General features: G+C 73.3%; 11 protein-coding genes. 7 read left to right on the top strand and 4 right to left on the bottom strand.

What is annotated here, in order from left to right:
- The first annotated feature begins 121 nt into the window (after positions 1-121).
- Positions 122-1,873, top strand: a complete 1,752-nt coding sequence (locus KMS84_RS27040; protein WP_256919061.1) for an FAD-dependent monooxygenase — start codon at positions 122-124, stop codon at positions 1,871-1,873.
- Between the two features lie 67 nt (positions 1,874-1,940).
- On the opposite strand, the gene hemG is transcribed toward KMS84_RS27040, so the two are convergent.
- From hemG to KMS84_RS27025, 3 genes are read right to left on the bottom strand one after another with little or no spacing between them, the layout of a single operon-like run.
- Positions 1,941-3,416, bottom strand: a complete 1,476-nt coding sequence (gene hemG, locus KMS84_RS27035; protein WP_256919060.1) for a protoporphyrinogen oxidase — start codon at positions 3,414-3,416, stop codon at positions 1,941-1,943.
- A 58-nt stretch (positions 3,417-3,474) separates the two neighbouring features.
- Entirely contained in the window at positions 3,475-5,004 is a 1,530-nt protein-coding gene (locus tag KMS84_RS27030) for an FAD-dependent monooxygenase (RefSeq protein WP_256919059.1), read from the bottom strand.
- A gap of 34 nt (positions 5,005-5,038) precedes the next feature.
- Positions 5,039-6,529: an FAD-dependent monooxygenase gene (locus KMS84_RS27025; RefSeq protein ID WP_256919058.1), complete on the bottom strand. Its 1,491-nt coding sequence runs from the start codon at positions 6,527-6,529 to the stop codon at positions 5,039-5,041.
- Between the two features lie 287 nt (positions 6,530-6,816).
- On the opposite strand from KMS84_RS27025, the gene KMS84_RS27020 reads away from it, so the two are divergent.
- Positions 6,817-7,545: an SDR family NAD(P)-dependent oxidoreductase gene (locus KMS84_RS27020; protein WP_256919057.1), complete on the top strand. Its 729-nt coding sequence runs from the start codon at positions 6,817-6,819 to the stop codon at positions 7,543-7,545.
- A gap of 97 nt (positions 7,546-7,642) precedes the next feature.
- Positions 7,643-8,521 carry an NmrA/HSCARG family protein gene (locus tag KMS84_RS27015; RefSeq protein WP_256919056.1) on the top strand — a complete coding sequence of 293 codons (879 nt, stop codon included), beginning with the start codon at positions 7,643-7,645 and terminating at the stop codon, positions 8,519-8,521.
- Positions 8,522-8,528: 7 nt separating this feature from the next.
- On the opposite strand, the gene KMS84_RS27010 is transcribed toward KMS84_RS27015, so the two are convergent.
- Positions 8,529-9,146 (bottom strand): mycothiol-dependent nitroreductase Rv2466c family protein, encoded by a 618-nt coding sequence (locus KMS84_RS27010; RefSeq protein ID WP_256919055.1) that lies wholly within the window; start codon positions 9,144-9,146, stop codon positions 8,529-8,531.
- A gap of 207 nt (positions 9,147-9,353) precedes the next feature.
- On the opposite strand from KMS84_RS27010, the gene KMS84_RS27005 reads away from it, so the two are divergent.
- From KMS84_RS27005 to KMS84_RS26990, 4 genes are read left to right on the top strand one after another with little or no spacing between them, the layout of a single operon-like run.
- Positions 9,354-10,382, top strand: coding sequence for a methyltransferase (locus tag KMS84_RS27005; RefSeq protein WP_256919054.1), 1,029 nt, complete (start codon positions 9,354-9,356; stop codon positions 10,380-10,382).
- 52 nt (positions 10,383-10,434) lie between these two features.
- Positions 10,435-10,881 (top strand): carboxymuconolactone decarboxylase family protein, encoded by a 447-nt coding sequence (locus KMS84_RS27000; RefSeq protein WP_256919053.1) that lies wholly within the window; start codon positions 10,435-10,437, stop codon positions 10,879-10,881.
- A 17-nt stretch (positions 10,882-10,898) separates the two neighbouring features.
- The gene (locus tag KMS84_RS26995) at positions 10,899-11,558 is read left to right on the top strand and encodes a sulfotransferase family protein (protein WP_256919052.1); all 660 of its coding nucleotides are present in this window, start codon (positions 10,899-10,901) and stop codon (positions 11,556-11,558) included.
- Between the two features lie 18 nt (positions 11,559-11,576).
- Positions 11,577-12,185 (top strand): dTDP-4-dehydrorhamnose 3,5-epimerase family protein, encoded by a 609-nt coding sequence (locus KMS84_RS26990; protein ID WP_256919051.1) that lies wholly within the window; start codon positions 11,577-11,579, stop codon positions 12,183-12,185.
- Positions 12,186-12,228 lie beyond the last annotated feature (43 nt).

The following is a 12,228-nucleotide window of genomic DNA, read 5'->3' as shown; positions in this document are numbered from 1 at the left end:
GCCGGCCGGTCCCCCGGGGACCGGCCGGCGCGGCTGCGGTCCAGTCGTGCTTGACCGGTGCTGAAGAGGACTTTGCCAGGCTGCCACTGGCAAGGCATCGGTCGATCCTAAAGGGGCGAATATGGGAGCCATCGAGGTTCCGGTTCTGATCGTGGGCGGTGGCGGATGCGGTCTGTCCGCCTCCGTCTTCCTGTCCGACCAGGGCGTCGATCATCTGCTGGTGGAACGGCACCCGGACACATCGAGGGTTCCGAAGGCGCACTACCTCAACCAGCGCACGATGGAGATCTTCCGGCAGCACGGCGTCGCCGACGACGTGCTCGCCGAGGCGGCGCCGCTGGACAAGTTCGGCAAGGTGCGCTGGCAGACCACGCTCGCCGGCGACGGGCCGCTGGAGCGGCGCCTGATCCACGAGATGGACGCCTTCGGCGGCGGCGAACTGCGCGAGGTCTACGCGGCGGCCGGCCCCCTGCTGCCCGCCAAGCTGCCGCAGATGTGGCTGGAGCCGATCCTGCGCAGGCACGCCGAGGAGCGCAATCCGGGGCGGATCCTGTTCCACCACGAGCTGGTGTCGTTCTCCGACGAGGGCGACCACGTCGTCGCCGAGGTGCGCGACCTGGAGACCGGGGAGAGCACCACCGTCACGGCGCAGTACCTCATCGGCGCCGACGGCGGCCGCATGGTCGGGGCCGAGGTCGGCATCGAGTTGCAGGGCCCGCCCGGACTGGTCAACACCACCACCGTCTACTTCTCCGCCGACCTGTCGCAGTGGTGGGAGGAGGGCACGCTCATCACGCACTTCCTCAGCCCGGAGGACCCCGACCTGTCCTGCAACCTCATCGAGATGGGGCCGCGCTGGGGCAAGGAGTGCGAGCAGTGGGGCCTGCACTTCGCCCCCGGCCCGCCCGGACGCTGGGACAACGAGAGCGTCGTCCCGAGGATCCGCGAGCTGCTGCGCATCCCGGACCTGGAGGTGACGGTGCACAAGGTGACGGACTGGATCGTGCACGCGCACCTCGCCGACCGCTACCGGGTCGGCCGCGTGCTGATCGCCGGCGACGCCGCGCACCGCCAGCCCCCCGCCGTCGGCCTCGGCCTGAACACCGGCATCCAGGACGCGCACAACCTCGCCTGGAAGCTGGCCGCGGTGCTCGGCGGCCGCGCCACCGACGGTCTGATCGACACCTACGAGGCCGAGCGCCGGCCCGTGGGCCGGGAGAACGTGGACTGGGCGGTCTCCGCCGCCGTCCACCACCAGGCGGTCATCGACGCCGTCGGCGCCGGCCACAACATCCCGGCCGGGCGCCGCAGGCAGCGGCTCGAGGCGTACTTCGACCCCTCGCCGCTGGGCGACACCGAGCGGGCGCGCGCGCTGGAGATCTTCCACACCCACCGCGGGGGCTGCCAGTCGCTCGACATGGAGGTCGGCTTCCACTACGAGGACGGCGCGATCGTCGGGGACGGCAGCGAGCCGCCGGCCCGCGTCCCCATGCGCAACGAGCACCGGCCCACGTCCCGCCCCGGACACCGGCTGCCGCACGCCTGGATCGCCGCCGGCGACCGGCGTCTGTCGACGCTCGACCTGACCGGCCGGACCGACTTCACGCTGATCACGGGCCCGCAGGGGACGCGCTGGTGCGAGGCGGCCGCGCGCGTGGCGGAGAAGTTCTCCGTCCGCGTCACCACGGTCCGCATCGGCGACGGCGGCGAGTACGCCGACGTCGACGGCGGCTGGGCGGCCGTGCGGGGGATCAGCGACGCCGGCGCCCTCCTGGTCCGTCCCGACCAGCACGTCGCCTGGCGTGCCACGGACGGCGCGCGGGACGCGGAGGAGGCCCTCGCGGAGGTGTTCGCCGCGATGCTGGACCGCTGACCGCGCACACAGCAGCGGCCGTGCCCCGGTGCCGGGCACGGCCGCTTCGGTGTTTCCGGGGGCCGGTTCAGGCCCCGACCGCCGCCGGACGGGCGGCGCCGTGCTGCACGTGGGCCAGGATCTGCTCGGTGGCCTGTCGCGCGGAGGCCATGCACACGCCGACGCCCACTCCGTCGTACAGGGCGCCGCACACGGCGAGGCCGGGCTGGGCGGCGACCGTGTCGCGGATGCGCCGCACCCGCTCGAAGTGCCCGACGGTGTACTGCGGCAGCGCGTCCTGCCAGCGGCTGACCCGGCTCTCCACCGGGACGCCCCGCACACCGGTGGCCTCGGCCAGTTCCGCGGTCGCCAGCGCCACCAGGTCGGCGTCGTCGCGCCGCAGCAGGTCCTCCTCGCCGAACCGACCGATCGAGCAGCGCACGATCTCCACCTCGCCGGCCAGGTGCGGCCACTTCACGGTGGTGAACGTGACCTCCTTGACCGCCTTGCGCTCCCCCGCGGGGACCCGGTAGGCGGCATAGCCGCGGCCCGAGAGCCCGCCGGGGAACGCGGCGCGGGGGTAGGCGAGGGTGACGACGGCGACGTCGGAGTACGGCACCTCGGCGAACGCCGAGACGGCCGGGGCGGCTCCGGGGACCTGGGCGAGCAGTCTGCCCGCGGGGCCGGCCGGGACGGCGATGACGACGGCGTCCGCGTCGATGTGCTCCGCGGCGGCGGCCGTGCCCACGGTCACCCGCCAGCCGTGCGCGGCGCGGACCAGTTCGCGCACCGGGGCGTCGGTGCGCACCGTCGCGTCGGGCGCCGCCGCCAGGATCTGGCGCACGAGGACGGGGGGCAGCGAGCCGAACCCGCCGTCGAGGGTCGCCACCCGCACGGGCGGCGGCTTCTGTCCTTCGGCGAGCACGGGCGTCAGCGAGGCCGCCGCGTCCGCCAGGGAGACGTGCGAGCGGGCGGCCTTGGCGAGCGGCGTGAGGGTGGCCTCGAACGACAGGTCCGTGGCGCGGCCGGCGAACACACCGGCGAGGAACGGTTCGACGAGACGGTCCACGACCTCCTGGCCGAAGCGCCCGCCCACGTAGTCGGCGACCGAGACGTCGCCCTCCCGGTCGAACGAGGGCAGTACCAGGTCCTGCCGGGCGCGCTCGACGCCCGCCGCGGACACCACCCCGGAGCGGGCGAGGTCGTCCATGTCGCAGGGCACGCCCATGAACTGACGGTCCGGCTGCTGCCGGATCGCTCCCCGGGTCCAGATCGCCGACGCGGTGACGCCGGCGGACATGATCTGCTCGCCGAGTCCCGCGTCCGCGATCAGCCCGGTCGTCCTGCGCCGGTTGGCGTACAGCGACTCGGCGCCCTCGTCGACCGGGACCCCCGCCACCTCGGAGACCGACAGCTTCCCGCCGAGCCGGGAGGACGCCTCCAGGACCGTCACCCGGACCGGCTCGTCGCGGAGCTGGAACGCCGCCGCCAGTCCCGCGATGCCACCCCCGATGACGACCACATGGGGCTTTCCACTCACCTGATCCTGTTCGGTGCCAGCCATTCCACCAGATCCTTCGTGGTTAGTGTCGTAGAGGCCGTCTCGGCGCCGGCGTCCGGCGTCAAGACAGGTCCTGGCAGTCTGGCCGGGGCCCCCCGCCCCTCGGTCGAGGGCCGCTGGAGGGCCGGTGAGCGCCGCCGAACCAGCGTTGCAGCGCGTCGGCGAGGTCGTCGGCGGTGCCGGGGGAGGTCCAGGCGACGTAGCCGTCGGGGCGCACGAGGACGGCGTCCAGCGGGGCGTGCGGCGCGCTGTTCCAGTCGCCGGTGACGACGTCGACGCGGTCGGCGTGCCCGTCGGCGGCCCGGGCGACGGCCTCGTCGGCGTCGGCCGCGGTCAGCAGCAGGCCGCGTCCGGTGCGCAGGAGTTCGGCGACGCGGACGCGGACGCCGTCGGCCAGGGTCACGGTCGTCTCGGGCGGCATGCGGCGGCCGAGCAGCGGGTGGTCGCCCTTGGCCAGGTCGTAGCGGATGCCGAGGTTGCTCAGCATGCCGGCCGCGTACTCGGCGGCGTCCTTGTGCGTCAGCAGCTCGCTGACGACCTCGCGCACCGGGTCCATGTCCTCGCCGGTGAGCCGCAGTTCGATCGCCGCGCGGGCGTTGCGCGCCAACTGCTCGCCGACGGGGTGGCGTTCGCCGTGGTAGGTGTCCAGCAGGCCCTCGGGGGCCAGGCCCCGCACCGTCGCCGCCAGCTTCCAGCCGAGGTTCACCGCGTCCTGCACGCCCACGCTCAGCCCCTGCGCCATGGCGGGGGGCTGCACGTGCGCGGCGTCGCCCGCCAGGAACACCCGGCCGCGCCGGTACTCGGCGGCGGCCCGCGAGGCGTCGGTGAAGCAGCTGATCCAGCGGCACTGCCCGTGGTGGAGGGACTCGCCGGTGAGGCGCTGCCAGGCGTCGGCGAGGTCGGTGAAGGCGATCGCGTCGCGGTCGGGGGGCGGCGGTGTGCCCGCCTCGTGGACGACGACGCGGGTGACGCCGTTCTCCAGGTCCATGGCCATCACCATGCTGCCGCCCGGCAGGTCCTCGCCGATGCGCCGTCTGCGGGTCTCGATCCCGGTGACGTCGGCCGTGAGGAAGCCGCGCCGGCCGTCGGTGCCGGGGAAGCCGATCCCGGCAAGGCGGCGCACGGTGCTGCGGCCGCCGTCGCAGCCGACGAGGTAGGCGGCGCGGTCCTCCGCCGGCCCGTCGGGGCCGTCGACGTCGACCACGACCTCGTCGTCGCTCTGGCGCAGCGCGGTCACCTCCCGGCCGCGCAGGACCGGCACGCCGAGTTCGCCGACCCACTCCTCCAGCATCCGCTCGGTGCGGAACTGGGAGACGCCGCGGTGCCCGTAGTGGTCCTCGGTCAGCATGCCGAGGTCGATCGGCAGGCCGCCGAAGTGGCTGTCGGCGGGTTCGGTCGCGCCGAGCCGGTCGAGCAGGCCCCGCTGGTCGAAGCACTCGGCGGTGCGCCGGGTGAAGCTCGCACCGCGCGACTGGCGCGTGGGGGCGGGCAGCCGCTCGTAGACGACGACGTCCACGCCGCGGAGCTTGAGCTCGCCGGCCGTCATCAGCCCGACGGGACCCGCCCCGACGACGATCACATCCCTGGCCATGTGTTCACTCCTTCGCGAAGGGTGCCGTCGGCGCTCACCGGCCGGCGGACTGCGGGACGCGGCCGCCGAACCAGCGGTCCAGCGCGTCGGCGAGGTCGTCGGCGGTGCCGGGGGAGGTCCAGGCGACGTAGCCGTCGGGGCGCACGAGGACGGCGTCCAGCGGGGCGTGCGGCGCGCTGTTCCAGTCGCCGGTGACGACGTCGACGCGGTCGGCGTGCCCGTCGGCGGCCCGGGCGACGGCCTCGTCGGCGTCGGCCGCGGTCAGCAGCAGGCCGCGTCCGGTGCGCAGGAGTTCGGCGACGCGGACGCGGACGCCGTCGGCCAGGGTCACGGTCGTCTCGGGCGGCATGCGGCGGCCGAGCAGCGGGTGGTCGCCCTTGGCCAGGTCGTAGCGGATGCCGAGGCCGCTGACGACCCCGGCGACCTGCTCGGCGGCGTCCTTGTGGGTCAGCAGCTCGCCCACGACCTCGCGCACCGGGTCCATGGCCTCGTCGCCGAGGTAGAGCTTGGCGGCCGCGCGGGCGTTGCGGATCAACTGCCGCCCGACGGGGTGGCGTTCGCCGTGGTAGGTGTCCAGCAGGCCCTCGGGGGCGCGGCCCCGCACCGTCGCCGCCAGCTTCCAGCCGAGGTTCACCGCGTCCTGCAATCCGGCGCTCAGCCCCCAGGCGGCCAGCGGAGGGATCTCGTGCGCGGCGTCGCCCGCCAGCAGCACCCGGCCGCGCCGGTACTCCTGCGCCAGGGCGGAGGAGTTGCCCGAGGCCCACAGCCACAGGCACCGCGCGTCGTGGATCGACTCGCCCGTCAGCCGCCGCCACGCGTCGGCGACCTCGCCGAACGTCAGCGCGCCCGGCCGCGGGCGGGCGGGCAGGTCCGGGTCGTGGACGACGACCCGGCAGCGGCCCTCGCCGAGCGGGGTGCACACCACCATGCGGCCGCCGGGCAGCCGTTCGCCGATCGGCCGGGGGCGGGGGGCGACGCCGGTGATCTCCGCGGTGTACATGCCCCGGGTTGGCTCCCAGTCCACGGTGGGGATGCCGGCCAGCGCGCGCACCGTGCTGCCCGCGCCGTCGCAGCCGACCACGTACCGGGCCGTCTCCTCGCGGTGGCCGTCGGGACCGGCGAGGGACACCACGACGGCGTCGGCCGTCTCGCGCAGGGCGCTGACCTCGTGGCCGCGGCGCACCGGCACGCCGAGTTCGGCCAGCCAGGCGTCCAGGGCCTGTTCCGTCCTGGTCTGGGACAGGCCCAGCACCCCGCTGTGGTCCTCGTCGAGCAGACCGAGGTCGAAGCGGACGCCGCCGAAGTGACCCATCGGGCCCCAGCGGAACGCGCCCAGGCGGGGCAGCAGCCCACGCTGGTCCAGCGACTCGGCGGTGCGCCGGTTGAAGCCGAGTGCCCGGGACTCCTCGGTCGGGGCGGGCAGCCTGTCGTAGACGGTCACGTCCGCCCCGCCCAGACGCAGTTCTCCGGCCAGCATCAGGCCGACCGGCCCCGCACCGACCACTATGACGTCAGTTGTCTTCATTCTTTGAGGCCCTTTGCGCTGTGGCAATGGTTGGCCATGGTGAAGCTACTCAGGGCAATCTCCGGCCGCAACGATTCCTCATTCCGCGGGGGCCGTGGGGTGTTCGACCGTGGAGTCGGCGCAATTGAACACGGCGGTGGACAGCGCCGCCGAACGGCCGCGGTGAACGGGCGGCGATGAACACTTGAGTGCGCGGTCCGCACCGCAGCAATATCGTCGGGTGCCTTCGGGATTTTCTTCTTCCCGGGGCGAATGCGCACCTTACCGCCCGCTGAAAGGAAGCTGACGTGACAGACGAGAAGATCGCCCTCGTCACCGGCGCCAACAAGGGCATCGGTTTCGCCGCGGCGCGGCAGCTCGGTGAGCGGGGGATCGTCGTCGTCGTCGGCGCGCGCGACGAGACGCTCGGCAAGCAGGCCGCCGACGCGCTGGCCGCCGACGGCATCGCCGCGACCGCGCTGCGGCTCGACGTGCGGGACGCGGAGTCCGCGGCCGAGGCGGCCCGTGAGATCGAACGGCGGCACGGACGGCTTGACATCCTGGTGAACAACGCCGGCACCGCGGGCGGCTTCACGGGCGCGCCGAGCGCGGCGACCGCGGCCGACCTGCGCGAGGTCTACGAGACCAACGTCTTCGGCGTGGTCACCGTGACCCACGCGATGCTGCCGCTGCTGCGGCGCTCCCCGGCCGGACGGATCGTCAACCTGTCGAGCCACGTGGGGTCGCTGACCCTGAACTCGGACCCGGACTCCCCGCTGGCGGGCGTGAACATGATCGCCTACCAGTCGTCGAAGACCGCGCTGAACGCGGTCACGGTCGCCTACGCCAAGGAGCTGCGGGGGACCCCGGTCAAGGTCAACGCGGCCCTGCCCGGAGTGGTGGCCACGGACATCAACCACCACCGCGGCCCCCGCACCCCGGCCGAAGGGGCCGCCGTCGTGGTCCGGCTCGCCCTGCTGGACGAGTCCGGCCCGTCGGGCGTGTGCCTGGCGGACGAGGGACCGATCCCCTGGTAGCGCGCGGCCCCGACGCGTGGCGGCCGCCCCACGTCCGCCGCATCCCAACCGCATCGCCGGAGAGGTCTTCGGCGGGCACGAGACATGGAGACAGACAGTGGCGCTTGACGGAACGATCCTGGTGCTGGGAGGGACCGGCCGGCAGGGCGGGGCGGTGGCCCGCGAACTGCTGCGGCGCGGACACACCGTGCACGCCCTGGTCCGCGACCCGGCGAAGGCCGAGGCACAGGCGCTGCGGGAGGCGGGCGCGGTCCTGGTCCGCGGCGACATGGACGACGAGGCGTCGCTGACGGCGGCGATGGCGGGCGTCCACGGCGTGTTCAGCGTCCAGACGTTCCGTCAGCCCGGCGGCGTCGAGGCCGAGGAGCGGCAGGGCCGGGCGGTGGCGGACGCCGCCGTGCGGGCCGGGGTGCGGCACTTCGTCTACAGCTCCGTCGGCGGCGCGGACCGCGACACCCGGGTCCCGCACTTCGAGAGCAAGCACCGGGTGGAGCAGTACCTGCGCACCCTGGACCTGCCCACGACGGTGCTGCGGCCGGTCATGTTCCACGACATCCTGCTCGACATCGCCCCGCGCCCGGCGGGGGACGGGCTGGTGCTGGCCATGTGGCTGGACCCGCGGATCCCGGTGCAGCTCATCGCGACCGCCGACATCGGCGTGTTCGCCGCGGACGCCTTCGACCACCAGGACGCCTGGCTGGGCAAGGTCGTCGAGATCGCCGGCGACTCCCTGACGGGGCCGCAGATGGCCGCGGCCTTCGAGGCGGCGTCCGGCGTCCCCACCCGCTACCAGCAGCTGCCCATCGAGCCGCTGCGCCAGGCCCGCCCGGACCTCGCCAACATGTTCGACTGGTTCGAGCGCGACGGATACCGCGCCGACCTCGAGGAGCTGCGCAGCACCCGGCCCGGCCTGGTCACGCTGGAGCGCTGGCTGACCGACAACTGGACGGCCCCCGTGGCCGCGGCGGCCCGCTGAGGGCCGCTCAGGTGAAGACCGGCTGCCGGGTGCGGGTGCGCTTGAGCTCGAAGAACCCCTCGGTCGCCGCGACGGCGAGCACCCCGTCCCACAGCCGCGTCGCGGCCTCGCCCCGCGGGGAGGGGGTCACCACGGGGCCGAAGAACGCCACGTCCCCGACCGCGACGACGGGGGTGCCCACGTCCGCGCCGACCCGGCCGATGCCGTCGTGGTGCGAGGCGCGCACCGCGGCGTCGTACGCGTCGCTGCCGGCCGCGTCGGCGAGGGCGGGGTCGAGGCCCGCGGCGGTCAGCGCCGCCGCGTACGTGGCGCGTTCCCTGGGCGCCCGCTCCAGGTGGAACCGGGTGCCGAGCTCGGTGTACAGACGGCCCAGCACCTGCGGGCCGTGGGCCTGTTCGGCGGCGGCGCACACCCGCACCGGCTCCAGCCGTGCGGCGAGGTCGCGGTGCCAGCGCTCGGGCAGGTCGGCGCGCCCCTCGTTGAGCACGGTCAGGCTCATCAGGCGCCAGCGCACGTCGAGGGGGCGTTGCCGGGCGACCTCGAGGATCCAGCGGGAGGTCAGCCAGGCCCAGGGGCAGGTCGGGTCGAACCAGAAATCCACCGGGGTGGGAATGTCGTTCCGCAACGGGTCCTCCTCGACGTAGCCGGGCCGGATCAATTTGGCAAGCGGGGCCGGAATCTCACTGGAGTGGTACTGGACGGGTCCTGTTCAACCGCTCAATTTCCCCGGTTGAACGCCAGGAAGTCATTGCGGGAATAGGGAAGTTGCGGTTCCGAGAATCGCCGACCTATTGTCTGGAATCCGCGAATAATGCGCTCCGAAAGGAAAGGCATGTCCGTACTGCCCGAGGTTCGTGACCAGTCAGACTCGTATGCACTGCTCCAGCTCGTCCAGGGCGCGGTGATCACCCAGGCGATCTCGGTCGCGGCCCGGCTCGGCGTCGCGGACGTGCTGGCCGACGGCCCGCTGTCGGCCGAGGACATCGCGGCGCGCGTCGGGTCCGACCCCGTGGCGACCCACCGCGTCCTGCGGGCGCTCGCCGGCCACGGGGTGTTCGCGGTCCGTGCGGACGGCCGGTACGAGAACACGCGGCTGTCGCACCCGCTGCGCCAGGACGCCCAGGACTCGATGCGCGGCTTCGCCCTGCTGATGAACCACCCCACGCTGTGGGAGGAGTGGGGCCACCTCTTCGACACCGTGGAGACGGGCGAGGCCAACCTGCCCAAGCTGCGCGGCATGGGCGCGCTGGACTTCTTCCACGCCAACCCCGACTACGCCCGGGTGTTCTTCCAGGCGTTCGGCGAGCTCTCCGCCTCGGAGACCGACCCGATCCTGGCCGCCTACGACTTCTCCGGCTTCGGCACGGTCGTGGACGTCATCGCCGGCCGCGGCAACCTCCTGGCGGGCATCCTCAAGCAGGCGCCGGACGTCAAGGGGGTGCTGTTCGACGCCGAGGTCGCCACCGTCGACTCCCCCGCGCTCTTCGAGGCGGCCGGGGTCGCCGACCGGCTCACCATCGAGCACGGCGGCTACCTCGACAAGCTGCCCTCGGGCGGCGACGCCTACGTGTTCAAGCACATCATCCACGACTTCTCCGAGGCCGACGCCGTCACCGCGCTGCGCAACGCGCGCGAGGCGATCGCCCCCGGCGGGAAGCTGCTCGTCGTCGAGTACGTGATCCCGGAGAACAACGAGAAGCACCTCGGCAACACCATCGACCTCTGGCTGATGCTGATGCTCGGCGCCCGCGAACGCACGCTCGCCGAGTACACCGAGCTGTTCGCGAAGGCCGGCTTCGAGCTCACCAGGGCCGTTCCCACCAGCGCGCCGATCTCGGTCATCGAGGGCATCCCGGTCTGAGGCCGCCGCGAGCAACCGACTCATTCCCGCATACCGCACAGGAGAAGACCCGATGACCCCACGGATGGACAACCCCTCCCTGGTCGTTCCCGGCGCCCTGCAGCCCCTGCTCGACCTGACCGAGGTCATCGGCAAGGTCGGCGTGCCGCAGACCACCCTCGACCTCGTCCGGCTGCGCGTCAGCGAGATCAACGGCCGCGTCTACACGTTCTCGGACGACCCGCAGCAGGCGCGGAAGACCGACGAGCGGCTGACGCGGGTGGCCGACTGGCGCACCGAGTCCTGCTTCGACGACGCCGAACGCTGCGCGCTGGAGATGGCGGAGGCCGTCACGCTGATGACCGACCCGCAGGACATGGCCTCGGACGAGATCTGGGAGAAGTCCGCCCAGTACTACACCGACGAGCAGCTGGGCGCCCTCGTCATGCACATCGGACTGGTCAATTTCTGGAACCGGGTGAACGTCGCCACCCGCCAGGAAGACGCGGCCTGGCGCTGAGAAGGGAAGGCGGCACCGTGCTGAAACTCATCAACGCCGGTCTGGGCAGGACCGGCACGACCTCGCTGAAGGCGGCCCTGGACCGGCTCGGTCTGGGCCCCTCGTTCCACATGTTCGACATCGTCGGCGACACCGAGCGGCTGCGGCACTGGGAGAAGATCGTCTGCGACGGCGAGCGCCCCGACTGGGCGGCCGCCTTCGCCGGCTACCGCTCCGCCGTGGACGGCCCCTGCGCCGTCTACTACCGGCAGATCAGCGAGGCGTTCCCCGACGCCAAGGTGCTGCTCACGGTGCGCGACGCGGAGAGCTGGTACCGCAGCACCCACGACACCCTGTACCAGTTCGCCCTGCGCAGCGCGGCGAACCCGCCGGAGCCCGGCAGCGCGCAGGCCCGGCTGTTCCGCGTCACCAGCACCATGGTCTGGGACGGACTGTTCGGCGGCCGGTTCTCCGACAAGGACCACGCCATCGAGGTGTACCACCGGCACAACGAGGAAGTGGTGCGCGTCATGGGCGCGGACAACGTCCTCGTCTACGACGTGCGGCAGGGCTGGGAGCCGCTGTGCGCCCACCTCGGCGTCGACGTCCCGCGCGAGGAGTTCCCGCGCACCAACGACACCGCTTCCATGCGGCAGCGGATCGCCGCGGCGGCCGGCGCCGCGGCCGCCACCGGCTGAGCGCGTGAGGAGCCTTCGGTGCTGATAACGGAAATGACGGTCCCGGGCGCCTACCGCCTCGAGCCCGAGCCGCTGAGCGACCGCCGCGGCCACTTCTTCGAGTCGGTGCGCGCCAGCGCGCTGCTGGCGGAGAGCGGCTGGGAGTTCACGGTGCGCCAGGTCAACTACTCGGTGTCGCGGCGCAACACCCTGCGGGGCATCCACGGCACCACGGTGCCGCCCGGCCAGGACAAGTTCGTCACCTGCGTGCGGGGCAGCGCCCTCGACATCGCCGTCGACCTGCGGGTCGGCTCGCCGACGTTCGGCTGTTACGACGTCACTCTGCAAAGCCCCGAGACGGGGACGGCGGTGTACCTGCCCGACGGGGTCGGGCACGCCTTCCTCGCCCTCACGGACGACACCTGCATGAGCTACCTGTGCTCACAGGAGTACGTGCCGGGGACGATGATCGACGTCGACGCGCTCGACCCGGCCCTCGCGCTGCCGTGGGACCTCAAGGAGCCGCCGATCCGCTCGGACAAGGACGCGGCGGCGCCGACCCTCGCCGAGGCGGCGGCGGCCGGTCTGCTGCCCACCTGGCAGCAGTGCCCGCCGCGTCCGCTGTCCGCCGCGGCGGGCGGACGGTAGCGCACGAGAAGCGGGGGGGGGGGGGGGGGGGGGGGGGGGGGGG

This window comes from Streptomyces hilarionis (genome assembly GCF_024539675.1).
In the GTDB taxonomy this organism is placed as follows: domain Bacteria; phylum Actinomycetota; class Actinomycetes; order Streptomycetales; family Streptomycetaceae; genus Streptomyces; species Streptomyces hilarionis.
Note: the sequence above shows the minus strand (reverse complement) of the source record. Positions and strands in the feature narration are given on the sequence as shown.

What these genes read in the sequence shown, in the direction of transcription:
- KMS84_RS27000 (WP_256919053.1), top strand. Translation starts at nt 10,435, where the DNA reads ATGACCCCACGGATGGACAACCCCTCCCTGGTCGTTCCCGGCGCCCTG.
- hemG (WP_256919060.1), bottom strand. Translation starts at nt 3,416, where the DNA reads ATGGCTGGCACCGAACAGGATCAGGTGAGTGGAAAGCCCCATGTGGTC.
- KMS84_RS27005 (WP_256919054.1), top strand. Translation starts at nt 9,354, where the DNA reads ATGTCCGTACTGCCCGAGGTTCGTGACCAGTCAGACTCGTATGCACTG.
- KMS84_RS27030 (WP_256919059.1), bottom strand. Translation starts at nt 5,004, where the DNA reads ATGGCCAGGGATGTGATCGTCGTCGGGGCGGGTCCCGTCGGGCTGATG.
- KMS84_RS27025 (WP_256919058.1), bottom strand. Translation starts at nt 6,529, where the DNA reads ATGAAGACAACTGACGTCATAGTGGTCGGTGCGGGGCCGGTCGGCCTG.
- KMS84_RS27040 (WP_256919061.1), top strand. Translation starts at nt 122, where the DNA reads ATGGGAGCCATCGAGGTTCCGGTTCTGATCGTGGGCGGTGGCGGATGC.